At 68.7% G+C, this 24553-nt stretch carries 25 protein-coding genes and 2 tRNA genes; 9 read left to right on the top strand and 18 right to left on the bottom strand.

What is annotated here, in order from left to right:
• From pdhA to ASJ79_RS27215, 6 genes are all read right to left on the bottom strand, one after another.
• The gene (pdhA, locus tag ASJ79_RS27240) at nt 1-1086 is read right to left on the bottom strand and encodes a pyruvate dehydrogenase (acetyl-transferring) E1 component subunit alpha (RefSeq protein ID WP_067962047.1); all 1086 of its coding nucleotides are present in this window, start codon (nt 1084-1086) and stop codon (nt 1-3) included.
• Nucleotides 1087-1185: 99 nt separating this feature from the next.
• Nucleotides 1186-2001, bottom strand: a complete 816-nt coding sequence (locus tag ASJ79_RS27235) for a CoA ester lyase (protein ID WP_067962045.1) — start codon at nt 1999-2001, stop codon at nt 1186-1188.
• A gap of 1 nt (nt 2002) precedes the next feature.
• Nucleotides 2003-2497, bottom strand: a complete 495-nt coding sequence (locus ASJ79_RS27230) for a MaoC family dehydratase (protein WP_067962043.1) — start codon at nt 2495-2497, stop codon at nt 2003-2005.
• A complete protein-coding gene (locus ASJ79_RS27225) occupies nt 2494-3654 on the bottom strand; it encodes an acyl-CoA dehydrogenase family protein (RefSeq protein ID WP_067962041.1) in 1161 nt (386 codons plus the stop codon). The genes ASJ79_RS27230 and ASJ79_RS27225 overlap by 4 nt, the downstream gene beginning before the upstream one ends.
• On the bottom strand, nt 3651-5645 hold the full coding sequence (locus ASJ79_RS27220) for an acetyl/propionyl/methylcrotonyl-CoA carboxylase subunit alpha (RefSeq protein WP_067962039.1): 1995 nt from the start codon (nt 5643-5645) through the stop codon (nt 3651-3653). The genes ASJ79_RS27225 and ASJ79_RS27220 overlap by 4 nt, the downstream gene beginning before the upstream one ends.
• Nucleotides 5646-5650: 5 nt before the next feature.
• Nucleotides 5651-7201, bottom strand: coding sequence for a carboxyl transferase domain-containing protein (locus tag ASJ79_RS27215; protein ID WP_067962037.1), 1551 nt, complete (start codon nt 7199-7201; stop codon nt 5651-5653).
• A 92-nt stretch (nt 7202-7293) separates the two neighbouring features.
• Here ASJ79_RS27215 and ASJ79_RS27210 point away from each other — a divergent pair, with 92 nt between their 5' ends.
• Nucleotides 7294-7911, top strand: a complete 618-nt coding sequence (locus tag ASJ79_RS27210; protein ID WP_067962034.1) for a TetR/AcrR family transcriptional regulator — start codon at nt 7294-7296, stop codon at nt 7909-7911.
• Nucleotides 7912-7915: 4 nt separating this feature from the next.
• On the opposite strand, the gene ASJ79_RS32885 is transcribed toward ASJ79_RS27210, so the two are convergent.
• From ASJ79_RS32885 to ASJ79_RS27205, 3 genes are all read right to left on the bottom strand, one after another.
• A complete protein-coding gene (locus tag ASJ79_RS32885; protein WP_156448672.1) occupies nt 7916-8071 on the bottom strand; it encodes a hypothetical protein in 156 nt (51 codons plus the stop codon).
• A 47-nt stretch (nt 8072-8118) separates the two neighbouring features.
• Nucleotides 8119-8322, bottom strand: coding sequence for a hypothetical protein (locus ASJ79_RS31720; RefSeq protein ID WP_082754093.1), 204 nt, complete (start codon nt 8320-8322; stop codon nt 8119-8121).
• An 87-nt stretch (nt 8323-8409) separates the two neighbouring features.
• Complete coding sequence (locus tag ASJ79_RS27205) at nt 8410-10236, bottom strand: S9 family peptidase (RefSeq protein WP_156448673.1); 1827 nt, start codon at nt 10234-10236, stop codon at nt 8410-8412.
• A 136-nt stretch (nt 10237-10372) separates the two neighbouring features.
• On the opposite strand from ASJ79_RS27205, the gene ASJ79_RS27200 reads away from it, so the two are divergent.
• Nucleotides 10373-11170 carry an MmpS family transport accessory protein gene (locus tag ASJ79_RS27200; protein WP_067962097.1) on the top strand — a complete coding sequence of 266 codons (798 nt, stop codon included), beginning with the start codon at nt 10373-10375 and terminating at the stop codon, nt 11168-11170.
• Here ASJ79_RS27200 and ASJ79_RS27195 read toward each other — a convergent pair.
• On the bottom strand, nt 11167-12492 hold the full coding sequence (locus ASJ79_RS27195; protein WP_067962031.1) for an MFS transporter: 1326 nt from the start codon (nt 12490-12492) through the stop codon (nt 11167-11169). The two genes, ASJ79_RS27200 and ASJ79_RS27195, sit on opposite strands and share 4 nt — an antisense overlap.
• 25 nt (nt 12493-12517) lie before the next feature.
• Here ASJ79_RS27195 and cmrA point away from each other — a divergent pair, with 25 nt between their 5' ends.
• Nucleotides 12518-13321, top strand: coding sequence for a mycolate reductase (gene cmrA / locus ASJ79_RS27190; protein WP_067962095.1), 804 nt, complete (start codon nt 12518-12520; stop codon nt 13319-13321).
• A 76-nt stretch (nt 13322-13397) separates the two neighbouring features.
• Here the strand turns inward: cmrA and ASJ79_RS27185 are convergent, their stop codons facing one another.
• A complete protein-coding gene (locus tag ASJ79_RS27185) occupies nt 13398-15011 on the bottom strand; it encodes a helicase HerA-like domain-containing protein (protein WP_067962029.1) in 1614 nt (537 codons plus the stop codon).
• An 81-nt stretch (nt 15012-15092) separates the two neighbouring features.
• Here ASJ79_RS27185 and orn point away from each other — a divergent pair, with 81 nt between their 5' ends.
• The 3 genes from orn to ASJ79_RS27170 all read left to right on the top strand — a co-directional run bounded on the left by orn (nt 15093) and on the right by ASJ79_RS27170 (nt 16338).
• A complete protein-coding gene (gene orn, locus ASJ79_RS27180) occupies nt 15093-15728 on the top strand; it encodes an oligoribonuclease (protein ID WP_067962094.1) in 636 nt (211 codons plus the stop codon).
• 27 nt (nt 15729-15755) lie between these two features.
• A tRNA-His gene (locus ASJ79_RS27175) sits at nt 15756-15828 on the top strand.
• 111 nt (nt 15829-15939) lie between these two features.
• Nucleotides 15940-16338: a VOC family protein gene (locus tag ASJ79_RS27170; RefSeq protein ID WP_067962028.1), complete on the top strand. Its 399-nt coding sequence runs from the start codon at nt 15940-15942 to the stop codon at nt 16336-16338.
• A 91-nt stretch (nt 16339-16429) separates the two neighbouring features.
• On the opposite strand, the gene ASJ79_RS27165 is transcribed toward ASJ79_RS27170, so the two are convergent.
• Nucleotides 16430-17650: an Ig-like domain-containing protein gene (locus tag ASJ79_RS27165; RefSeq protein ID WP_156448671.1), complete on the bottom strand. Its 1221-nt coding sequence runs from the start codon at nt 17648-17650 to the stop codon at nt 16430-16432.
• Between the two features lie 158 nt (nt 17651-17808).
• Here ASJ79_RS27165 and ASJ79_RS27160 point away from each other — a divergent pair.
• Nucleotides 17809-17881 (top strand) — tRNA-Lys (locus ASJ79_RS27160).
• Between the two features lie 109 nt (nt 17882-17990).
• Here the strand turns inward: ASJ79_RS27160 and ASJ79_RS27155 are convergent.
• The gene (locus ASJ79_RS27155; protein WP_067962026.1) at nt 17991-18362 is read right to left on the bottom strand and encodes a hypothetical protein; all 372 of its coding nucleotides are present in this window, start codon (nt 18360-18362) and stop codon (nt 17991-17993) included.
• A 347-nt stretch (nt 18363-18709) separates the two neighbouring features.
• On the opposite strand from ASJ79_RS27155, the gene ASJ79_RS33510 reads away from it, so the two are divergent.
• Nucleotides 18710-18880, top strand: coding sequence for a hypothetical protein (locus ASJ79_RS33510; protein ID WP_197420394.1), 171 nt, complete (start codon nt 18710-18712; stop codon nt 18878-18880).
• A gap of 12 nt (nt 18881-18892) precedes the next feature.
• Here ASJ79_RS33510 and ASJ79_RS27150 read toward each other — a convergent pair whose 3' ends face one another.
• Nucleotides 18893-19114, bottom strand: a complete 222-nt coding sequence (locus ASJ79_RS27150) for a DUF3618 domain-containing protein (RefSeq protein WP_067962090.1) — start codon at nt 19112-19114, stop codon at nt 18893-18895.
• 144 nt (nt 19115-19258) lie between these two features.
• Here ASJ79_RS27150 and bcp point away from each other — a divergent pair, with 144 nt between their 5' ends.
• Complete coding sequence (gene bcp / locus ASJ79_RS27145) at nt 19259-19732, top strand: thioredoxin-dependent thiol peroxidase (protein WP_067962024.1); 474 nt, start codon at nt 19259-19261, stop codon at nt 19730-19732.
• On the opposite strand, the gene ASJ79_RS27140 is transcribed toward bcp, so the two are convergent.
• The 4 genes from ASJ79_RS27140 to ASJ79_RS27125 all read right to left on the bottom strand — a co-directional run.
• Entirely contained in the window at nt 19709-21067 is a 1359-nt protein-coding gene (locus ASJ79_RS27140; RefSeq protein ID WP_067962021.1) for a dipeptidase, read from the bottom strand. The genes bcp and ASJ79_RS27140 overlap by 24 nt on opposite strands.
• Nucleotides 21068-21093: 26 nt before the next feature.
• Nucleotides 21094-21912 (bottom strand): formate/nitrite transporter family protein, encoded by an 819-nt coding sequence (locus ASJ79_RS27135; RefSeq protein ID WP_067962020.1) that lies wholly within the window; start codon nt 21910-21912, stop codon nt 21094-21096.
• A 79-nt stretch (nt 21913-21991) separates the two neighbouring features.
• Nucleotides 21992-22384: a holo-ACP synthase gene (locus tag ASJ79_RS27130; RefSeq protein WP_197420393.1), complete on the bottom strand. Its 393-nt coding sequence runs from the start codon at nt 22382-22384 to the stop codon at nt 21992-21994.
• Between the two features lie 22 nt (nt 22385-22406).
• A partial coding sequence (locus ASJ79_RS27125; RefSeq protein WP_304439126.1) for a beta-ketoacyl synthase N-terminal-like domain-containing protein occupies nt 22407-24553 on the bottom strand: 2147 nt, incomplete at its 5' end.

The raw sequence follows: 24553 nt of genomic DNA, 5'->3' as shown, positions 1-24553 counted from the left end.
TCACGCCTCCTTGGCCAGTTCGGCGAGCAACTCGTCGCGTTGCCGCGCCAGGTCCGGGGTGATGTCGTGGTATACGGTGTCGAACACCTCACCGATGTCGATGTCGGGTTCGTGGATCACCGCGTCACGCAGGCCGGCCCGCAGCCGTTGTGCGCGGTGCGCGACGCGTTCCTCCAGGCGTGGGGTCCAGACTCCGCACCGCTGCAGATAGGTGCGGTAACGGGTGATCGGATCCTTTGCCCGCCAACGCTCCACCTCGTCGGCCGACCGGTACCTGGTGGGGTCGTCGGAGGTGGTGTGCGGGCCCATCCGGTAGGTCACCGCCTCGATGAAGGTCGGACCGCCGCCGGCGCGGGCCCGGGCCGCTGCCTGTTCCGTCACCGCGTAGCAGGCCAGCACGTCGTTGCCGTCGACCCGCACCCCGGGCATGCCGTAACCGACCGCCCGGTGTGCGAGCGTCGGACCGGCCTGCTGCCGCTCCACCGGAACCGAGATGGCCCACTGGTTGTTCTGCACGAAGAACACGCAGGCCACACCGAACACCGCGGCCAGGTTCAGCGCCTCGTGGGCGTCCCCCTCGGAGGTCGCGCCGTCACCCAGGAACGCCACCGTCACCGAGTCCTCGCCCAGCCGCTCCGCGGCCATCGCCGCGCCCACGGCGTGCAGCCCGTGGGTGCCGATCGGGATCGACACCGGTGCCACGCACTTGTCGGTGAACCCCAGCCCGCCGTGCCATCGGCCCCGCCACAGCGCCCCCAGTTGGGCCGGCGCGATCCCCCGCACCAGCAACGCGCCCAGTTCGCGGTACTGCGGGAACAGCCAGTCGGTCTTGCGCAGGCACGCCGCGGCGCCGATCTGAGCCGCTTCCTGGCCGCGGCACGACGCGAACAGCGCCAGTTCGCCCTGTCGTTGCAGGTTGACGAACTCGGTGTCGAGTTCGCGGGTCACGACCATCGACTCGTAGAGCCAGGCCAGCGTCTCGGGTGGGAGGTCTCGTCGGTATCGGGCTTCGGTGGTCGGTGCGCCGTCGGGCGCCACCAGTTGAATCGGTTCGCCGAGTTCCTCGAACGCCGACCATCCAGCCATACCGCCTCCTTGGGTCACTGGCGGCGGATCGCGCCGTCAGACGACTGAGGTGCTCAGGGCAGCGGCGGTGGAACTGGACCCCTGGTGTGGGGTTGCCGGCTAGGCGCCGGGGTGTGGCGCCAGCTCGACGATGCGCTCCGCTCGCCGTAGCACTGGGGCATCCACCATTATGCCCTCGAACGCGAAGACCCCACGCTGTGTTCGCGCCGTGTCGAGGACCCGGCGCGCCCAGTCGACCTCCGCGTCGGTCGGCGTGTACCCGGCGCGGATCACCGCGACCTGGGACGGGTGGATGGCGACCTTGACGTCGAACCCGACCGCGACGGCGTCGTCGACCTCGGCACGCAACCCGTCGAGGTTCTTGATGTCGAGGAACACCGAGTCCAGCGCCAGCCGGCCGTACGCCTTGGCGGCCAGCAGCGTCTGGGAGCGCACGTGGCGGGCCACCTCGCGGTACGAACCGTCGGGGTAGCGGTTGGCCGTGCCGCCGAGCACCGCGAAGAGATCTTCGGCGCCCCACATCAACGCGTAGGCGTTGTCGACCCGCGCCAGCTCGACGACGTCGAGCGCGCCGCGCGGGGTCTCGATGAGCACGACGACCTCGCGTGGCGCCAGCGCGGCGACCTGCTCGGGTGACTCGGTCTTGGCCAGCATCACCGTGGTGTACGGCGTGCGTGCGAGCGCGTCGAGGTCCAGTGCATGGTCGGGGGTGCCGGCGGGGTTGACCCGCACCACGGTGCGCGCCGGATCCAGTGGGGTGTCCACGAGCGCGGCGCGCGCGGAATCGCGGTCCTTGGCCGCGACGCCGTCCTCCAGGTCCAGGATCACCACATCGGCTGCCGCCGCGGCTTTCTCGAACCGCTCCGGCCGATCGGCCGGGCAGAACAACCATGCGGGACCGACTGCCAGCGGCATGTCACTCTCCTTCGGGGCGCTTGCGCACCATCGTCTTGCGTGACGCCGTGGCCACGATGTCGCCGTGCTGGTTGCGCCCGGTGTGGGCGAAGGTCACGATGCCCTCACCGGGGCGGCTTCTGGATTCCCGCTTGTCGAGGACCTCGGTCTCGGCGTACAGCGTGTCACCGTGGAACAGCGGCTTCGGGAACGCGACCTCGCCGAAGCCCAGATTGCCGACGATGGTGCCCTGGGTGAGCTGCGCGACCGAGAGCCCGACCAGCGTCGACAGCGTGAACATCGAGTTGACCAGGCGCTGGTTGAACGGCGGCAACGCATCCGAGAATGCGGCGTCCAGGTGCAGCGCCTGGGTGTTCATGGTCAGCGTAGTGAACAAGACGTTGTCGGCTTCGGTGATGGTGCGCCCCGGGCGGTGCTGATAGAGCACCCCGGTCTCGAACTCCTCGAACCACAGCCCGCGCTGGACGACGATCTTCTTGTCGCTGTCGACGCTCACAGCCCCAGCTCCCGCCCGATCAGCATCAGCTGCACTTCCGTTGTGCCCTCACCGATTTCGAGGATCTTGCTGTCGCGGTAGTGCCGGGCGACCGGATACTCGTTCATGAATCCGTAGCCGCCGAAGATCTGCGTGGCGTCGCGGGCGTTGTCCATCGCCGCCTCGCTGGAGACCAGCTTGGCCACCGCGGCGGCCTTCTTGAACGGCTTGCCGGCCAGCATCAGCGCCGCCGCGTCGTAGTAGGCCGCGCGGGCGGTATGCGCCCTGGCCTCCATCCGCGCGATCTTGAACGCGATGGCCTGATTGGCGCCGATCGCACGGCCGAACGCGTGGCGCTCCTTGGCGTACTTGACGCTCTCGTCCACACAGCCCTGCGCGGCGCCGACCGACAGCGCCGCGATCGCGATGCGCCCCTCGTCGAGGATCCGCAGGAAGTTCGCGTAACCGCGGCCCCGCTCGCCCAACAGGTTCTCCTCGGGGACGCGGACGTCGTCGAAGCTGAGCGGGTGGGTGTCCGAGGCGTTCCAGCCGACCTTGTTGTACGCCGGTTCGGCGGTGAAACCGGGCGTCGGCACCGGCACCAGGATCGACGAGATCTCCTTGCGGCCGTCCGTGTCGCCGGTGACCGCGGTGACGGTCACCAGTTTGGTGATGTCGGTGCCGGAGTTGGTGATGAACTGCTTGGACCCGTTGATCACCCAGTGCCCGTCGTCGAGGCGGGCGGTCGTCTTCGTCGCGCCGGCGTCGCTGCCGCCACCGGCTTCGGTCAGACCGAACGCGCCGAGAGCCTTGCCGCTGGCCAGCAGCGGCAGCCATTCCTGTTTCTGCGCATCGGTGCCGAACCGGTAGACCGGCATCGCGCCGAGGGACACGCCGGCTTCCAGGGTGATCGCGACGCTCTGGTCGACCTTGCCGAGCTCCTCGAGTGCCAGGCACAGCGCGAAGTAGTCGCCGCCCATGCCGCCGTACTCCTCCGGGAACGGCAGGCCGAACAGCCCCATCTCGGCCATCCCCGACACCACGTCGTACGGGAACGAATGTTCCTGGTCGTGTTTGGCCGCGACCGGCGCCACCACGCTCTGCGCGAAGTCCCGCACGGTCTTGGCCAGCTGCTCATAGTGGTCGGGAAGTGTCCCGGTGGCCAGGTTATTGCTCATGACTGCGGCTCCTCGATTGCCGTTATCCGGGCCAGCACCTGGCCCACTTTCACCTGTTCGCCCGCGCCCACCAGCAGGTCGACCACCCCGTCGACAGGGGCGGACAGCGCGTGTTCCATTTTCATCGCCTCGACGGTGACGACGACGGTCCCGGCCGACACCGTGGCCCCGTCCTCGACGCCGACGGCGACCACCGCGCCCGGCATCGGGCTGGTGAGCTCGGCGTCGCCGCTGTGGGCGTCGTCCGGCCGCACGGGGGCTTCCCTGACCTCTTCGACGAGTGTGACCCGTCCCGCGCCGGCCAGCCACACCTGATGACCGGACGCGGCGACGAGGTACTCGGTGCGCATCCCGTCGACGGTCACCGCCAGCCGGTCATCGGTCAAATCGGCGCTCAGGGTTCGGCTTTCGCCGCCTTCGACCGTCGCCGTCGCGTCGCTCGGTATGCCGGTCAGCCACACGTGATCGGTCCGCTCCCCCGCCCGCAGCCGCACCGGCGTGGCAGCGCGCCCGGCGATCCGCCACCCGGAGGGCACCTCCCACGGACTCGTCGGCGCCACCGGCCACGACCGCAACCAGCGATAGGCGGCGGCGGCGATCAGCTCCTCGTCGGACGTGGGTGCCGACGCGAAATCCGGCAGGCGCCGGTCCAACAGCCCGGTGTCGAGATCCCCGGCGATGACGTCGGCATCAGCGAGCAGGAAGCGCAGGAACTCGACGTTGGTGGTCAAACCCAGCACCGCGGTGTCGGCCAGCGCCGTGTCGAGGGCACGCAGCGCGCCGGCACGATCGCCGGCATGGGTGATCACTTTGGCCAGCATCGGGTCGTAATCGCTGCCGACGACGGTGCCGCGGGCCAGCCCGGAGTCCACCCGCACCCCCGGACCGGCGGGTTCGCGCAGCCCGATGACCTCACCGCCGGTGGGCAGGAAGCCGCGCGCGGGGTCCTCGGCGTAGACGCGGGCCTCGACGGCGTGGCCGTCGAGGCGGATGTCGTCCTGGGCGACCGGCAGCTTCTCCCCCGCGGCGACACGGACCTGCAGCTCGACCAGGTCCAGACCGGTGACCATCTCGGTGACCGGGTGCTCGACCTGCAGCCGGGTGTTCATCTCCATGAAGAAGAATTCGTCGGGCCGGTCGGCGGACACGATGAACTCGACCGTGCCGGCGCCGGTGTAGTCGACGCTGCGCGCGGTGTCGCAGGCCGCCGCGCCGATCCGGGCCCGCGTCTGCGGGTCGAGCAGCGGCGACGGGGCCTCCTCGATGACCTTCTGGTGGCGGCGCTGCAGGCTGCACTCGCGCTCGCCGAGATGCACGACGTTGCCGTGGGTGTCGGCGAGCACCTGCACCTCGATGTGCCGCGGGTTGAGCACGAACCGCTCGAGGAACAGCGTGTCGTCGCCGAACGCTGACGCCGCCTCGCGGCGCGCACCGGCCAGCGCGGCAGGAAGTTCGGCGGCCCCGTGCACCACACGCATGCCCTTGCCGCCGCCACCGGCAGACGGTTTGACCAGTACCGGGAAGCCCACGTCGGCCGCACCGGCGATCAGGTCGTCGTCGGTGAGACCCGGACGGGACACCCCGGGAACCACGGGCACACCGAACGCCGAGACCGCGGCCTTCGCCGAGATCTTGTCGCCCATGGTCTGGATCGCGGTCACCGGCGGGCCGATGAACGCGACACCGGCCGCGCTCAGCGCGTCGGCGAATTGTGCGTTCTCCGAGAGGAATCCGTAACCGGGGTGCACCGCCTGCGCACCGGTGCGGTCGACGGCGTCGAGTAACGCCTCGATCGACAGGTAGCTCAGTCTCGCCGGCGCGGGTCCGATCCGCACCGCCACGTCGGCCTCGGCGACATGGCGGGCGCCGGCGTCGGCGTCGCTGAACACCGCCACCGAGCGGATCCCCATGGCGCGCAACGTGCGGATCACCCGTACCGCGATCTCGCCGCGGTTGGCGACCAGAACGGTGTCGAAGAGGTTGTCGGTCATGGGGCTCACATCCTGAAGACGCCGTAGGACACCGGCTCCAGGGGCGCCTGCGCGGTCACCGAAAGTGCCAGTCCGACAACGGTTCTGGTTTCGGCGGGGTCGATGACGCCGTCGTCCCAGAGCCGCGCGGTCGAGTAGTAGGGGTTGCCCTGGTGTTCGTACTGGGCACGGATGGGCGCCTTGAACGCCTCTTCCTCCTCCGGGGTCATGTCCCCGCGGACGGTGGCCAGCACCGAGGCGGCCTGCTCACCGCCCATCACCGAGATGCGGGCGTTGGGCCACATCCACAGGAAGCGTGGCGAATACGCCCGACCGCACATCGAGTAGTTCCCGGCTCCGTAGGACCCGCCGATCACCACGGTCAGCTTCGGCACCCGCGCGCACGCGACCGCGGTGACCATCTTGGCCCCGTGCTTGGCGATACCGCCCGCCTCGTAGTCGCGGCCGACCATGAACCCGGAGATGTTCTGCAGGAACAACAACGGGACGACGCGTTTGTCGCACAGCTCGATGAAGTGCGCACCCTTGACCGCCGATTCTCCGAACAGCACCCCGTTGTTGGCGACGATGCCGACCGGGTGCCCGTGGATACGGGCGAAGCCGGTCACCAGCGTGGTGCCGTAACCGGCCTTGAACTCCGCGAATTCGCCGCCGTCGACGATGCGGGTGATGACCTCGTGCACGTCGTAGGGAACTCGGGAGTCGACCGGAACGACGTCGTAGAGCTCGGTCTGGTCGGCGACCGGTTCCACCGTCGGGGCAACCTCCCAGGGCGGGGCCGCCTTCGGCGCCAGCGTGCCGACGATCTGTCGCACGATGCGCAGCGCATCCCGGTCGTCGTGGGCCAGGTGGTCGGTCACCCCGGAGACCTTGGAGTGCAGGTCACCGCCGCCGAGCTCCTCGGCGGTCACGATTTCGCCGGTGGCGGCCTTCACCAGCGGCGGGCCGCCCAGGAAGATGGTGCCCTGGTTGCGCACGATCACGGCCTCGTCGCTCATCGCGGGAACATACGCGCCGCCGGCCGTGCACGAACCGAGCACCGCGGCGATCTGCGCGATTCCGTTGGCGCTCATGGTCGCCTGGTTGTAGAAGATGCGACCGAAATGCTCGCGGTCCGGGAACACCTCGTCCTGGCGCGGCAGGAAGGCGCCGCCGGAGTCCACCAGGTAGATGCACGGCAGACGGTTGTGCAGCGCGATCTCCTGGGCCCGCAGGTGCTTCTTGACCGTGATCGGGTAGTAGGTGCCGCCCTTGACGGTGGCGTCGTTGGCCACGATCATGCATTCGCGCCCGGAGACCCGCCCGATCCCGGCGATCATGCCCGCACCGGGGCATTCGTCGTCATACATTCCGTCGGCGGCCAGCGCCGCCAACTCCAGGAACGGACTGCCGGGATCGAGCAGGCCGTCGACGCGGTCGCGCGGCAACAGTTTCCCGCGGCTGACGTGGCGCTCACGCGCACGCTCGGGTCCACCGAGGGCCGCCGCCGCGAGCTTGGTGCGCAACTGATCGACCAGCGCGACATGACTGTCACGATGAGATGTCCGCGCTGCCATCCCTGAACCACCTTTAGTTAATGACGACTAACCGGATGGTATGTTAATCACGATTAACTGACGATGTCCAGCACCGGCGGGAGGTTCACGTCATGACGGCCACCGAGGCGTCCTCGCCGCGCAGCCGCGCCAAGTCCGACCGCCGCAGTCAACTGGTCGCCGCGGCCGAGCGGCTGATCGCCGAGCACGGCTACCTCGCGGTCCGGCTCGAGGACATCGGCGCCGCGGCGGGGGTCAGCGGACCCGCGATCTACCGGCACTTCCCCAACAAGGAGGCGCTGCTGGTCGAGTTGCTGGTCGGGATCAGCACCCGGTTGCTCGCCGGGGCCACCGAGGTGGTCGCGCGGGCCGTCGACGCCGACACCGCACTGGCGAGCCTGATCGACTTCCATCTGGACTTCGCGTTCGGCGAGCCGGATCTGATCCGCATCCAGGATCGCGACCTCGGCAATCTGCCCGCCGCGGCGAAGCGGCAGGTCCGGCGCAAACAGCGGCAGTACGTCGAGATCTGGGTCGAGGTGCTGCAACGGCGCACGCCCGCTCTGACCGAGGCCGACGCCCGGTTGATGGCACATGCCGCGTTCGGCCTGCTCAATTCGACTCCGCACGGCATCAAACCCGGGCTGACGAAAACGGCCGAGGCCAGTTCGCGGACCGTCCTCAAGGCGATGACGGTCGCGGCGCTGACCTCGGCCGGATTACGCGCGTGACGCGCTAATACCAGACTTTCCTGCCTCCGACGGGTCGGCCGACGGACCCGAGCACCCAGAACACGGCTCCGATCACGAGCAGCACCACACCGATGTAGGTGAGGATCGAGATACCGAAAATCAGACCCAGGATCAGCAGGATCGCACCGAGGACGATCATGGTCACTCTTCCCTTCCAGTTCTAATTCAGTTTTATCCAGCCAGCGATTACTGACTGGGCTGCGGAACGTTGCAATCCGTAACCTTCGGATTTACTCCCGCGTAATTCAGCGGCCCCGCCACCACCGTCAACGCGATGCTTCCCGCTGTGGCGCAATTGGTTTCGCCACCGCTGAAATAGTCGCGCTGATAAGCGGCGAAGACGCCGATCAACAACCAGACGAGCACAATGACGCCGAGAGCTCCTCGCATGCCGTGCCTCCTCCGTTTGCGCGGCCGTGTGGCGCGCAGCAGAGTTTTACCCCGCGGAAAATTGCGGTAAACCTTCGCGGGGACAGGTCAATCGGCGAAAGCGTCGGTCAGCCATGCGGTCATGGCTTTGCGCAACACGGCGCGGTTCTCGCGTTTGTCGATCTCGTGGCCGTCGTCGTCGAAGGTCAACAGCTGTACCGGCCGACCCAGCTCGGTCAACGCGTCGTACATCTGTTGCGACTCGCTCGGCGGCACGTTGGTGTCGTTGAGGCCGTGCACCAGCAGCAGCGGCGCGGTCACCTTGTCGGCGCGCGGCAGCGGCGACAGCCGTTCGAGCAGATCCCGGTCGCTGACCGGGTGGCCGTACTTCGGGTACGCGGCCGCGGCGATCCACTGCTCGGTGCTGTGGTACCAGGTGTTCAGGTCGCTCATACCGCAGATGCTGATCCCGGCGGCGAACTCGTCAGGGTGGAACGCCAGCGCCACCTGGGTCAGATAACCGCCGTAGGACCAGCCGCAGCACGCCACCCGGCCGGCCGGCGCATGCCCGTTGCCGACCAGGAAGCGCGCCGCGTCGGACACATCGTCGATGGCGGCGAACCGGCGCTCCCGGTCGTCGGCGTGCATGAAGGCGCGCCCGAACCCGCCGGACCCGCGCACATTGGGAAGGAAGACGCAGATGCCCTCGTCGAGTAGCGCCGGAAAGAACTCGTTGTAGCCGGGCCTGCCCTGCCCCTCGGGCCCGCCGTGCAGGAACAGCATGGCGCCGATCGTCTCGACACCGGCGGGAGGCCGGAACAGCCAGCCGCTGAACGTCAGCCCGTCGCGTGCGGTGACCGTCTCCAACGTGGGGTCGGCCGAGACGGGGCCGCTGCTCGGTTCGCGGTCGACCAGTTGCCATTCGCCGGTGCGCGGATCGACCAACTCCACCGTGGGCGGTTTCGACGGGCCCTCGACCGTCAGCGCCAGCATCGACCCGCCCGCGCTGATGCTCAACTCGCCGGCCACCATGCCCGGCAGCGGGATCGGGTCGTTGAGCGTCTGGTCGGCGTACTCCAGGATCTGTAATTCGCTGGCGCCGTGCAGGTTCCACAACATCGCCACGGTGGACAGATCGTCGCTGACGGTGAACTCGTCGAGTTCGTATCCGGGCCGCTCGGCCAGCACCTGGTAGGAGACCCCGTCCGCGGTCACGGTCACCTCCAGCAGCCGGGCGTGCTGGGCCCCGTTCTCGCTGCGGATCAGCGCCCGCACATAGCCTTCGGTGCTGTTGACTCCGTAGTCCTTCGCCGGGTGGTAGAGCTGGGTGATCTCGCCCTCCGGTCCTGAGCGCAACCGACGGGGACTGTGGTCGTCGAGGATCACGCCGGTGTCGGTCGTCGACCCCGGATCGTATGGCAGCAGCGCGGTCTCGGTGAGCCCTCGCAACATGATGAGATCGCGGTAACCGCGCGGACCCACCCGCACCAGTGACGCCCCGCACCAGGAGTCGACGAGCCGGCCGCCGGAGCGGCGGTCGAGCACGGTGACCGCCCCGCCCGACGGGTCGAGCAGGCAGGAACTGCCCACCCCGTCCTCACCGGTCAGGATCGCCGCGACGTGGGACCCGTCCCAGCTGATCAGCTCCGCGGTGCCCTCCACCCCCGACGGCCAGCTGTCGATCCTGCGCGCGTCACGGTCATCGGGATCCGTTGTCACCACCCAGATCTGGGTGCGCGTGCCGCCCTCGGGCGCGACCTGACACGCCAGCCAGTGCCCGTCGGCCGAGTGCAGCACCCGCGTGACGGGACCGTCGACGGGGAGCTCGACATCGCGCGACGAACTCGCCCGCCACCCGCGCAGGAAGCGCTGGACCGCCCGCGGGTACCCTCCGTCGTCGACGAGGTGGGCGAACGCGGTGGCGTCGGGAGACATCGACGCGCCATAGATCCGGCGTACCTGTTCTGCCACGCTTCCCGATTCTGCACGGTCGGGGCCGGCGATGGGGTGTGGGCCGGTGCGCGCGGCGCACTGAGCGGTCGCACAGGTACCCTGCAGCCATGAGGTGGGCATGACGGAGTCACCCTACGGCCGCGGACGCGAGGAGCAATCCGGCTGGCGTGGCCGTGAGGAGCAATCGGGTTATTCCGGTTACTCCGATCCCGCGTACGCCAGCCAGACGCCGTACGGCCCGCCGTACCAGCCGCCGCCGGCGCCCCGACCGACCGAGCCCCTGCCCGCCTACTCGCCCTACGGTTACGACCCGTATGCGACCGGCCAGTATCCGCCGGCGCAGCCACCGGGGTACGGCTCGGAGCCACCACCACCGGAGGGCCCCAGGTCGCCACGATGGCTGTGGATCGTCGCGGCTCTGGCCGTGCTGCTGGTGATCGGCCTGGTGATCGCGCTCGTGATCGTCAACAGCTCCCGGCAGCAGACCGTGGTGGCGCCGCTGCCGTCGGCTCCGGAACCGTCGTTCACCACCCCGACACCCACGACGACGTCGCGCACACCGACCACCCGGCCGTCGACGCCGGTGCTGCCCGCTCCGACCCTGCCGACCACACCGAGAACCTCTCCCGCCGAGCCCACCGTGCCGGGGGCCACCGACACGGTGGTCTACACCGTCGCCGGCACCGGTCGCGCCATCAACATCACCTACGTCGACACCGGCGGACTGCTGCAGACCGAGTTCAACGTGATGCTGCCGTGGAGCAAGGAAGTCGCGCTGCCCCAGCCCGGCGAGGACTCGGCGAGCATCAGCATCATCAACGTCGGCCGTGAGGTGACCTGCTCGATCTCGGTCAACGGCACGCAACTGGACCAGCGCAGCGGAGCCGGCCTGACGATCTGCACGCCGCGGCGCTAGACGGGTTCTGGCCGGCGCGGGGGTCGGACCGGCAGGAACAGCAGCAGCCCCAGCGCCAGCACCACCACCAGACCGCCCATGCCGGCGCGCTGGCTGTCGAAGACGTCGATGAACAGGGAGAACAGCCAGGGCGCCAGGAACGTCGCCGCGCGCCCGGCCATCGTGTACAGACCGAACGTCACGCCTTCCTTGCCGTGGGCGCACATCCGCAGCATCATCGTCCGGGCCGAGGACAGCGTCGGGCCGATGAACAGGCACAGCATCAGGCCGCACACCCAGAAGGCCAGCACCCCCGACAACCCCATCAGCACCAGGCCCACGACGATCATCGAGACCAGCGACGCCACGATGACGGGCTTGGACCCCAGCCGGTCGTCGGCCCGGCCTCCGAGGATCGCGCCCAGCGCGGCGACCACGCACGCAGCCACCCCGAACAGCAGGACGTCGGCCTCGGAGACCCCGTAGACGTTCACCCCGAGAACGGCGCCGAACGTGAAGATCCCGGTGAGCCCGTCCCGGAACACCGCGCTGGCGCCGAGGTAGTAGACGAAGTTGCGGTCGCGGCGCCATTCACCGCGGATGTCGCTCCAGAGCCGGCGGTAGGCGCCGGTGAAGCCGACCCGCGCCGGGGCCTCGTGCGCGGGCACCCGCGGAACCGAGATCAGCAGCGGCAGCGCGAACAGCGTGAACCACGCGGCGACCAGCAGCATGGCCGCACGCACGTTCTGGCCGTCCTCGGCAGGCAGATGCAGCAGGCCGCGGGTGGCGCCGTCACCGGCGATGAAGCCGACGTAGACGACGAGCAGCGCCAGCACGCTGCCGAAATACCCGAGCGCCAAACCGAATCCGGAGATGCGCCCGGACGTCGACGGCGTCGACAGCTCGCGCAGCATCGCGTTGTACGGCACAGTCGCGAGCTCGCTGCAGGTCGCCGTGCAGGCCAGCAACACCAGACCGGGCCAGAGGTAGTGGTGGTCGTCGCGGATCAGGCTCATCGACGCGGTCAGCAGCACCACCAGCCCGGTCAACAACGCCAGCACGCGACGGCGCCGGGCGGGCGCGTCCACCCACACCCCGGTCACCGGCGCCAGCAGCGCCACGACGAGTCCCGCCAGTGCCAGCGCGCGGCCGAGCCAGCTCGCCGGACTGGTGGCGCCGGGAAGATCGTCGCCGACCGTCGCGGTGAGATACACCGTGAAGACGAACGTGATGACGATCGCGTTGATCGCCGTCGCCCCGAAATCCCACATCGCCCAGGCCAGCACACGCGAGCGTGTCGCGGTGCGGGCGGGCGGACCGGTCGTGGGCGACACCTCGCTCATGGTCGCCCACGATATAGTCCGGCCCATGCCCGTCCCCGCTCCCAGTGCGGATGCCCGTGCCGTCGTCACCGGTGCGTCCCAGAACATCGGCGAGGCACTCGCCGTCGAGCTCGCCCACCGCGGCCACCACCTGATCATCACCGCCCGCCGCGAGGAGGTGCTGAACTCGCTGGCCGAGCGGCTTCGCGACACCTACGGTGTGACGGTCGAGGTGCGCGCCGTCGACCTGGCCGATCCGGCGGCCCGCGGCGCGTTCTGCGAGGAGCTGGCCACCCGGCACATCTCGATACTGTGCGCCAACGCCGGCACCGCGACGTTCGGCCCGGTGGCTTCTCTGGACCCGGCAGAGGAACGGAAACAGGTGCAGCTCAACGTGCTCGGCGTGCACGACCTCGTACTGGCGGTGCTGCCCGGCATGGTCGAGCGCCGCGCCGGCGGGATCCTGATCTCCGGATCGGCGGCGGGTAACTCCCCGATCCCGAACAACGCCACCTACGCCGCGACCAAGGCGTTCGCGAACACGTTCAGCGAGTCGCTGCGCGGTGAGCTGACGTCGGTGGGGGTGCACGTCACCGTGCTCGCGCCCGGCCCCGTGCGCACCGAACTGCCCGACCCGGAGGAGCAGTCGCTCGTCGAGCGGTTGATCCCCGACTTCCTGTGGATCGACACCGAGTACACCGCCAAGGTGTCGCTGGACGGCCTGGAGCGCAACAAGATGCGTGTGGTGCCGGGAATCACGTCCAAGGCGATGTCGGCGGCCAGCGGGTACGCCCCGCGCGCGATCGTGGCCCCGATCGTCGGCGCGGTGTACAAGAAGCTCGGCGGCTAGCCCCCTTAGCGCCGAACTTGCATTCCGGCAGGAGTTTTGCGAGTGCGGGCCTGCTGGAATGCAAGTTCGGCGGGCGTCAGCGCCTGCGCCGGCGGCGGCGGCCGGTGCCGAAGATGCTGCGGGTGATCTCCCGGCCGATCACCGTGCCCGCCGAGCGCATCGCACTCTTGAACGCCGGGCTCTCCATCATCTTGTCGAGAAGGCCGGGCCCGTCGGGGGATGCCGGAGCCGGCATCGGCGGCACCTCCGCCGTCGGCGGCACATAGACCGGCGGCGGCGGGGTGACCGGAGGCTGCGGCGGGACAGGCGGTGGCGTGACGGCCGGTGGCGGGGCCAGCTTCGCGGCGAGCCGTTCGTAGGCCGACTCTCGGTCTACGGTCTTCCCGTATTCGGCCTGCAGTGGGCTGGCCGCGGCGGCCGCGGCGATCGCGTCGGCGCCGACGGTGTCCATCAGCGAGCGCGGCGCACGCATCCGGGTCCAGGCCACCGGGGTCGGCACCCCCTTCTCGGAGAGCACGGTGACGACCGCCTCTCCGATGCCCAGCGAGGTCAACGCCGACTCCAGGTCGTACACGGCGGTTTTCGGGTAGGTGCGGACGGTCTTGGTCAGCGCCTTCTGGTCGTCGGGAGTGAACGCGCGCAGTGCGTGCTGGATCCGGGCGCCGAGCTGACTGAGCACCTCTTTCGGCACGTCGGTGGGCAGCTGCGTGCAGAACAGCACCCCGACGCCCTTGGAACGGATCAGCTTGACCGTCTGCTCCACCTGCTCCAGGAAGGCTTTCGACGCGTCGGCGAACAACAGGTGCGCCTCGTCGAAGACGAACACCAGCTTGGGCTTGTCGACGTCACCGACCTCGGGCAACGACGTGAACAGGTCGGCCAGCACCCACATCAGGAACGTCGAGAACATCACCGGCCGCGCCGCCTGGCTCCCCAGTTCCAGCAGCGTGATCACACCGCGGCCGGACGCGTCCACCCGCAACAGGTCCTCGGGCTCGAGCTCGGGTTCACCGAAGAACGTGTCGGCGCCTTCGGCCTCCAGATTCACCAGAGCGCGCAGGATCACCCCCGCGGTGGTGGTCGACACCGCACCGAGCGCCTTCAGCTGGGGCTTGCCCTCGTCACTGGTCAGGTACTGGATCACCGACCGAAGATCCTTCAGATCCAGCAGCGGGAGCCCCTGCTGATCGGCGAAGTGGAAGATCAAGCCCAGCGTCGACTCCTGGGTCCGGTTCAGCCCGAGCACCTTCGACAGCAGGATCGGTCCGAAGCTGCTGACCGTGGCGCGCACCGGCACCCCGATGCCGGAGGTGCCCAGCGACAGGAACTCCACCGGATACCCGGTCGGGGTCCACACGTCGCCGGTGTCGGCGGCGCGCTGGGTCACCTTGTCGTCGGGCTCACCGGGCCTGGACAGGCCCGACAGATCGCCCTTCACGTCGGCCATCACCACCGGGACACCGGCCGCCGACAGCTGCTCGGCGATCACCTGCAGCGACTTGGTCTTCCCGGTGCCCGTCGCCCCGGCGACCAGGCCGTGCCGGTTCAGAGTGGCCAGCGGGATGCGCACCCGGGCCGACGGATCACAGACGCCGTCGATGACGACGGAACCCAACTCCAACGCCGCGCCGTCGACGGCATAACCTGCGGCGATCTGCTTAGCGGGGGTGACGGCCGAGTCGCTGGTCATGTGTCGCACCCTATCCGGGCCGGGCGGCGATTGACCGGGTGTGGTCTGCCCGCCACGGCCTCGGGGCTTACTGTGAGCGCTGTGCGTGACGAACTGGTATGGATCGACTGCGAGATGACGGGCCTGGACCTCAAATCCGATCTGCTCATCGAGATCGCGGTGCTGGTGACCGACTCCGAGCTCAACATCCTGGGCGACGGGCTGGACGTGGTGATCCATGCCGACGATGCGGCGCTGTCCTCGATGATCGACGTCGTCGCCCAGATGCACACCAGATCGGGCCTGGTCGACGAGGTCCGGGCATCGACCGTGGACGTCGCGACCGCCGAGGACATGGTGCTGACCTACATCCGGGAGCACGTCAAACAGGCCAAGACCGCACCGTTGGCGGGCAACTCGATCGCCACCGACCGCGGCTTCATCGCGCGCGACATGCCCAAGCTCGACGACTTCCTGCACTACCGCATGATCGATGTCAGCTCGATCAAGGAACTGTGCCGGCGCTGGTATCCGCGGATCTACTTCGGGCAGCCGGAGAAGGGCCTGGCGCACCGCGCGCTGGCCGACATCCACGAGTCGATCCGGGAGCTGCGTTACTACCGGCAGACCGCGTTCGTGCCGCCACCGGGCCCGTCGACCAGCGACATCGCCGCCGTCGCGGCCGAACTCGGGCCCCTCGGCCATGACGATTCGGCTCCGGGGGACAACAGCAGCTAGTATGACCAAGCCGCACACGCGGCGATGGTGGCTGTAGTTCAGTTGGTAGAGCACCAGGTTGTGATCCTGGCTGTCGCGGGTTCGAGTCCCGTCAGCCACCCTGCAGGTGGGAGGGCGTTTTCGCCCTCCCACCATTTGCGTTAGTGGCATGTCCGCAGCCATTGGCCCCGGGGCCATTGCCGGCCGGGCAACACGGGGATAGTTTCCAGCCATGCTGGGCCACATCGGAATCAACGTGCCTCATCTCGCAGCGGCGAGAAGTTACTACGGCCGACTGATGCCCCTCGTAGGGTTCGAGGAGTTTCTCGATGCGGAAGACCAGTTCGCCTTCCGGCCGGCCGGTGGAAAGCCGGGCACCTTCCTGTTCTTCTATCCGGCGGGCGACAGTGACCCCTATTCGCGTCACCGCGTCGGCCTTCAGCACCTCGCCTTCATGGTCAAGTCACGGTCAGAGGTTCACGCGGTCCATCGGTTCGTCGAAGAGACGGGCGGCGAGGTGCTGCACCGGCCGCGATCGTTTCCTCAATATCCCCCGCCGTACTTCGCGACCTTCTGGACCGACCCGTTCGGAGTGATGTTGGAAGCGGTATGCCACCACGACCGGGACTGACGCACGGCGCTCCGACACAGAAGCATCGGAACGCATCGACGCCGCCCTGATGTGCATCAGGACGGCGTCGACGACGCGGTGGTATCGACCGTCACACGCTGGCGTTGCCCGCCTTCCATTGCTCCCAGGGGATATTCCAGTCGCCCAACCCGTCGGTGCCCGGCAGCGTCGTGCCGACCGTGTTGACGATCTCGACGATGTCTCCGCGCTTGGAGTTGTCGTGGAACCACTTGCCGTTGCTCGTGCTCACGTTGATACATCCGTGGCTCACATTGCTGCTGCCCTGGCTGCCCACCGACCACGGCGCGGCGTGGACGTAGATGCCGCTGTACGAGATCTGGGTGGCCCAGTCGACCTCGGTGCGATACCCGTTGGGCGAGTTGACCGGAACACCGTAGGTCGACGAGTCCATCACCATGTGCGACCGCCGGTCACCGACGATGTACACGCCGTTGTTGGTCGGGGTGCTGTTCTTGCCCATCGACACCGGCATGCTCTTGACCACCTCGCCGTTACGGCGCACAGTCAGCGTCTTGGTGTTGTCGTCGACGGTGGTGATCACCTCGTCACCGATCTTGAAGCTCGTCTTGACGTTGTCCTGCCCGAAGAGCCCGTCGCCCAGATCCACGCCGTAGGCGTTGACCTGGACCTCGATGGTGGTCCCGGGTTTCCAGTACTCGGCGGGGCGCCAACGCACCTCGCGGTTGTTGAGCCAGTAGAACGCGCCCTCGACCGGCGGGTCGGTCTTGACGGTGATCGCACGCTGCGCCGCGAGGCGGTTCGGGATGTTCTCGTCGAACCGGATGGCCACCGGCTGCCCGACCCCGACCACCTCACCGTCGTTGGGCAGCACGTACGGCATCGTCAGGTTCTCCGGCGAGTGCGTCTCGAACGTCATCTCGCGGCTGGTCACGCCGCCCAGGCCGAGCGACTGCGCGGTGATCGTGTAGCTCTTGTTGTAACCAAGCGGCTCGGCCGTCTCCCAGGTCAGCCCGTCCTCCGACAGCTTGCCCTCGACGGTTCTACCGTTCTCGTTGACCATCGTCACCGAACCCAGCACGCCGTCTTCGGCGCTGACCGTCACCGGCGAATCCACGCTGACGCCGACAGCGCCGTCCTCCACGGATGCGGTCAGCTTCGGGATCAGCAGATCGCCGAACGGCGTGCCCTTCTCCGTGATCACCTGCGCCTGCGGTGCCTCGGCACTGCCGCCGCATCCGCTGAGGCCGAGCACGATCGCCGGAATCAGCACAGCAGCCGTCAGCCAGGACCGCCGCCGGCGCGTCCGGGTCGCCGCGTTGACCTGCCACATAAACCGATCCACCTCGCCTAAGGGTTTGCCCGCAAACTGTCGCCGCCAATTCTACGGTCAGTTCCGACATGGGAGCCCGACCGCGATGTCGCGCCTGAAAACCGCGTGGACGTGGGGATTTCGTTCCAGCGCCACGGGCCTGTTATTGTCTCACACGCGCGCCGTTAGCTCAGTTGGTAGAGCAGCTGACTCTTAATCAGCGGGTCCGGGGTTCGAAACCCTGACGGCGCACTCATCACAAAGCCCCGCCTCGGCGGGGCTTTGTCATCGGCGCATCATCGACGCCGCAGTGTCGGCGGTCCGGGTGGAGCGGCCGCGCCGCCCCACCCGTCCCCGCTGGTCAGCGACGCGGACCCGCGCCGGGGTTCCCCAGTAGCGGGTTGACCTGGCCGGGCTGACCCGTGTGCTCGCGCTGATGCTGTGCGATCGCCTGCACCAGCGGGTTGTCCTTCATCAGCTGGCGGCGGTCTTCCTCAGACAGCTCGTAGAACGTCCACATCCCCCAGGCCGCCGGCCGCACGTAGAGGGTGACCTTCTGCCGCTTGCGGGTGTTCTGCGGCAGCATCGCCGGGATCGCGACCACCCGGTCCAACGTCACGGCGCTGGCCAGCTCCTGGGCGAGCTTGTCCACGTCGGTGGAGTCCTGCAGCTCATAGACAGATGTTTGATGGCTGGACTGGTTCGGCCCCTGCAGGGCCAGAAACCACGACATACCGCGTCTCCTTCGCTCGTCCTCGGATCAGCGTCAGCGTAGAGGACAGCGGTGCCGCAGATCGCCGGCCGGGCCACAGCGAATATCAGCCGGACCGCGATTTACGCATACGACTATTTTGTACAGTTCCCGCGCCTCCGTGCCTACTCCTGTGCTGGTTGTCACGCAACGGTGACTTCTCTCGCACGGCCCGTCCGAGCGACTCGGTAACGGAATCTTCCGTTGCCGAAGAAATTTATGCCCGCTGCGCTGGGCAAAGAGATGCGATGATGCTAGGGTGCCAGTTAGCTGGTGCGGGAGAGGGCGCGCCCCGCCGAGCTGGCAACCATGAATCGAGGACTTTGCTGATGTCAGGGCCACGCGAACCGGTCGTCGCCGGCGTTGACGGCGAGAACTCGGCTCGGGGCGCAAAGGCGCAACGGCCGGTGGCGGTGCACAACTGCACCAGGATCGGCCGCGTCGCCAATCCCCCGGGCTTCTCGTTCTCCGGGTGGTTCCGGTCCGGCCGCGGGCGCTGACCTACGCCGGGACTACCTGTTGCGGCGGACCGCGACGATGACGATCACCACGCCGATACCGGCCAACGAGGCGATCACCTGAGGCTGGGTGACGAAGCGAACAACGCCCGCCTTCAGATCGTCGGCGAGGCGGCGGGGGTTCGCCCGCACCGCGAGGGAGTCGACGGTGACCGCCAGTTGCTCACGCGCCTGATCGATCTCAGCCTTGATGGTGTCCGGATCCCGGTCCGCCACATCTGCCTCCATTGCCACAGCGCCGGCCGTACCCCGACGATCAGTTTCTGCCGCACTACCCTAGTTGAGCCGGAGCGCGCGCGAGCGCCCGGTCGACCGAACGACCAGCACCCAGCTCGGACCGCGTGAAGGGACAACACACCGATGCCGCAAACCCCCCGACTCGAGGTCGGCGACATAGCGCCCGCGTTCAGCCTGCCGGACGCCGACGGCAACACCGTCAACCTGACCGATTACAAGGGGCGCAAGGTCATCGTCTACTTCTATCCGGCCGCCTCCACACCGGGCTGCACCAAGGAAGCCTGCGACTTCCGGGACAACCTCGCCGAACTCAACGAGGCCGGCCTCGATGTCGTCGGCATCTCCCCCGACAAGCCCGAGAAGCTCGCCAAGTTCCGCGACGCGGAGGGGCTCACGTTCCCGTTGCTGTCCGACCCCGATCGCGAGGTCCTCGAAGCGTGGGGCGCCTACGGCGAGAAGAAGATGTACGGCAAGACCGTGCAGGGCGTGATCCGTTCGACGTTCGTCGTCGACGAGAACGGCAAGATCGCGGTGGCGCAGTACAACATTCGCGCCACCGGACACGTCGCGAAACTACGGCGCGACCTGTCCGTCTGACCTGCCGAGCCGGGCCAGCAGCAACGCCTCGGCGGTCGCCGCCCGTTCCAGCACACCCAGGTGCAGGCTCTCGTTGATGCCGTGCGCCTGCGTGTCGGGATCCTCGACCCCGGTGACGAGTACCTTCGCGTCCGGGAAGGCGGCCGCGAATTCGGCGATGAACGGGATGGACCCACCGACTCCGGTGTCGACGGCGTCGTGTCCCCACGCGTCGCGGAACGCGCTGCGCGCCGCGTCGTACACCGGGCCGGTGGCGTCGATCTCGTAGGGCTCGCCGAGATCGCCCGGTGTGACGGTGACGTGCGCACCCCATGGGGCGTGGCTCTCCAGATGCCGCGTGAGCGCCGCGAGATGCCCGGCGGCGTCCCCGCCGGGCGCGACCCGCATGCTCACCTTGGCCCGCGCCCGCGGGATCAGCGTGTTCGAGGCGTGGGCGATCGGCGTGGTGTCGATGCCGATGACGGTGATCGCCGGTTTGGCCCACAGCCGTTGCGCCACTGAACCGGAACCGATTTCGGACACGCCGGCGAGCAGTCCGGTGTCGCCGCGCACCCGCTCGGGTGTGTGGTCGGGAAAGTCGCGGCCGGCGGTGTCCGCCTCGTGCAGACCCTCCACCGCGACGTTGCCGTCGTCGTCGTGCAGGGTGGCCAGCAGGCGCACGAGCACCGAGAGCGCGTCGGGCGCCACGCCTCCCCACATCCCGGAATGCAGTCCGTGGTCGAGTGTGGCGACCTCCACCACGCAGTCGGCGAGCCCGCGCAGCGACACCGTCAGCGACGGGATGTCGGTGCTCCAGTTGTCGGAGTCGGCGATGACGATGACGTCGGCGGCCAGCGCGTCGCGGTGCGCGGCGAGCAGCCGCGACAGCGACGGCGAACCCGACTCCTCCTCCCCTTCGACGAAGACGGTCACCCCGACCGGCGGATTGCCGCCGTGTGCGCGGAAGGCCGCCAGATGTGTTGCGATACCGGCCTTGTCGTCGGCGGTGCCGCGCCCGTAGAGCCGGCCGTCCCGTTCTGTCGGCTCGAACGGCGCCGTGTGCCACTGCGCCGGATCACCCTCCGGTTGCACGTCGTGATGGGCGTAGAGCAGCACCGTCGGTGCCCCGTCGGGCGCCGGATGCCGGGCGATCACGGCCGGCGCGCCGCCTTCGGCGACGATCCGGACGTCGTCGAACCCAGCCTCCGACAACAACTTCGACACCGCTTCCGCGGAGCGCCGCACCTCTGGCCGTCGGGCCGGGTCGGCCCAGACGGACGGGATGCGCACCAGATCCTCGAGATCGGCACGCACCGACGGCAGCACGTCACGGACGCGTTGGACGAGATCGCTCATGGCGTCGAGGTTAACCGGTCAGATGCTCACGCCGTCTCGGCGTCGTGGCGCTCCTGCTGCAGGCGGTCCTTGCTGCGCAGCAGTCTCAGCAACGTCACCAGCAGAAGTCCACCGACGACGTTGCGGACCACGGTGTACCCGAACCACCCGAGCCAGTCGAGATAATCGAACGACGCGCGTCCGGTGATCAGCGCACCGAAGATCAACAACGAGTCGAGGATCGAGTGGAACAACTGCAGCCCGGCTAGCAGAAGCGCGCCCGCGACAGCGGCGGCGATCTTGCCGACCATCGCGTCGGTACCGTGCTGCATACGCGTCATCAACGTGATGACCATGCCGCCCAGCAACGACAGCGCCACCGTCTCCGCGGACAACGGCGCGGTCGCGTAGTGCGCGGCGGACTCGATGGTCTGGTCGTGCAGCCGGGGCAGCGCCGTCATGATCAGCCACATCAGCACCCAACCGCCGACCAGGTTCGCGACCAGCGTGCCACTCCACAGTTTGAGCAGCTGACCGACGCCGGCCCGCTTGGCGGCGACGGTGGTGACCGGTATCAGGAAGCCTTCGGTGAACAGCTCGCTGCGGCCGAGCAGCAACGCGAGGAAGCCGACCGAGAACGCCAGTCCCGCGAGCAACGGCTGGTGGGTGGCATCCAGTACCGCCACGTAGGCCAGCACCCCGACCGCGATGTCGGTCCCCCCGAAGAACCCGGTGACCAGCACCTCACGCCAGTTGCGGTGCAGCCGTTGGGTGCCTTCGTCGACCATCCGCCGGAAGGCGTACTCAAGCTCGTCCTCGATGGGACTGTCGGACTCCCCCAGTTCGCGTTGGCTCGTCTGAGACACCTTGGTCCTCCCGGTGCGGCGTGGTGATCCGCCCGGGTACCCGAAACCCGGGCGGCGAACCGCGCGGTGCAGCGGACGGTCAGCGCTCCTCGAGGACCGCGACGGCCGCGGCGGTATCGGCCTCATGGGTCAGCGACAGGTGGATGGTCACCTCTTTGAGGTGCTCGGCCACCGCCCCGGACAGACGGACCCGGGGCCGGCCCCACATGTCGGTGATGACCTCGATGTCGCGGTGGATCGCCTCGGGCAGCACCGGCCGCTTGGCGAACCGGGAGCCGGACCAGGCCTTGATCACCGCCTCCTTGGCCGCCCACCTCGCCGCGAGGTGGCGCGCCGCCGACGAACTCTTGTCGGCGGCGTCGCGCCGCTCGCCCGGGGTGAACGTCTCGGCGAACACCGTCCCGGGCCGGTCCACCTGTTCGGCGAACTCCGGAATGGAGACGAGGTCGATGCCTATCCCGACGATGGCCACGGGCAGCAACCTATCTCACGGCTCACCGGCGATACACGCCGTCCTCACCGAGCCGGGACGACGCGTCCAGCAGCATCGCGGCTTCCTGGGTCTTCTCCGGCAGGTCGCCGTCGAAGCGCCGGCCGTCGGGCCGCTCGAACATCGGCCGGCCGCCGGCGATCGCCGAGGCCAGCCTGCGCTGACCGGCCAGTGTCCGCTCCTGGGCCCGGGCGGTGTACTCCGCGCGTTGCTCGGGTGTCAGCGTGGCCAGGAACGCCTGCGGATGCACCAACGCGATCAGACCCGACACGTGACCGAACCCGAGGCTGGTGACCAGACCCGCCTTCAACGGGTACTTCCCGCCCAGCCGCAGCGTCTCGCGCGGCCACACGAAGTGCGCCGAGGTCGCCAGCTCGTCGTCGACACAGTCCAGGCTGCGGTTCGGCGGGATGACGCCGTCGCGCAGCACCTGGCACAGACCCATCATCTGGAAGACCGCCGCACCGCCTTTGGCGTGCCCGGTCAGGCTCTTCTGGCTGATGATGAACAGCGGTGCGCCCTCGGAGCGTCCCAGCGAGTCCGCGAGCCGCTCGTGCAGCTCGGTCTCGTTGGGATCGTTGGCCAGCGTCGAGGTGTCGTGCTTGGAGATCACCGCGATGTCGTCGGCACCCACCCCCAGCTTGGCCAGTGAGCGCGCCAGCATCGAGTCACGGCCTCCGCGGCCGGCACCCAGCGCGCCCAGGCCCGGCGCCGGGATCGAGGTGTGCACACCGTCGGCGAACGACTGGGCGTAGCCGACCACGGCCAGCACCGGCAGACCCATCTTCAGCGCCAGGTCGCCGCGGGCCAGCAGCACGGTGCCGCCACCCTCGGCCTCCAGGAAGCCGAGCCGGCGCCGGTCGTTGGCGCGGGAGAACTTCGAATCGCTGATCCCCTTGGCGCGCATCACCTCGGTGTCGGCGGTGGCCGCCATGTCACCGAAGCCGATGATGGCCTCCAGGGTCAGGTCGTCGAAGCCGCCCGCCACCACGAGTTCGGCCTTGCCGAGGCGGATCTTGTCCACGCCCTCCTCGACCGACACCGCGGCCGTGGCGCACGCACCCACCGGGTGCACCATCGCGCCGTAACCACCGACGTAGGACTGCATCACATGTGCGGCAACGACATTCGGCAGGACCTCCTGCAGGATGTCGTTGGGCTTGCTCCGGCCCAGCAGGTTGCCGTGATACATGGTCTGCATCGACGTCATGCCGCCCATGCCGGTGCCCTGCGTGGAAGCCACCAGGCTGGGGTGCACCCAGCGCATCAGCTCCGACGGGGTGAAACCCGAGGACAGGAACGCATCGACGGTCGCCACGATGTTCCACAGCGCCACCCGGTCGATCGACGTCGCCATGTCCGGGCTGATGCCCCACACGGTCGGGTCGAAGCCGGTCGGGATCTGCGCGCCCACGGTGCGCGACAGTTTCGTCTTGCGCGGCACGCGAATCTCGGTGCCCGCCTTGCGGATCACCTCCCAGTCACCGGAATCCGGGATCGGCCGGGCCACGGTGTGCTCGGGATCGAACTGCACGAACGCGCGCGCGTCGGCCTCACTGGACACCACGAACCGGAAGTCCTTGTCCAGGAAGACACTGACCAGCAGCGGGGACGCGTGATCGGGATCGATCGCACCGTCGTCCACGAACTCGCGGATGCCGCAACGGCTCACCACCTCGTCGTGGTAGCGCTCCACCAGCTCGGACTCGTCGACCAGCTCACCGGATTCGGTGTCGTACCAACCGGGTTGGGGATCGTCCTCCCACTTGATCAGCCCGGTGGTCCACGCCAGCTCCAGCACACCGGCCGCCGAGAGCTCGTTGTCGACCTCCATCTCGAAGCGGGTGCGCGACGACCCGTACGGGCCCAGCTCGGCACCGCCGACGATGACGACCAGATCGGCCGGGTCGACGTCGAGGTCCGCCCACTCCGGCGGGGGCGCCGGGGTGGCCGGCCGCGGCGGTGACGGCAGCGCGGCGATCAGGTGACCGGCGGCCTCGTCGTCCTCCTCGTCAGCCGGCCCCGACGAAGTGGCCACCGCGGTCAGGGATCTCAACGACGCCGTCGGCGAGGTGCAGACGTTCGTCGCGGAGAACCGGGAGGCGCTCGGCACCACGCCGGACAAGCTGGCCGGTGTATCCACGGCGCTCA

This window comes from Mycobacterium sp. NAZ190054, assembly GCF_001545925.1.
GTDB lineage: Bacteria > Actinomycetota > Actinomycetes > Mycobacteriales > Mycobacteriaceae > Mycobacterium.
Note: the sequence above shows the minus strand (reverse complement) of the source record. Positions and strands in the feature narration are given on the sequence as shown.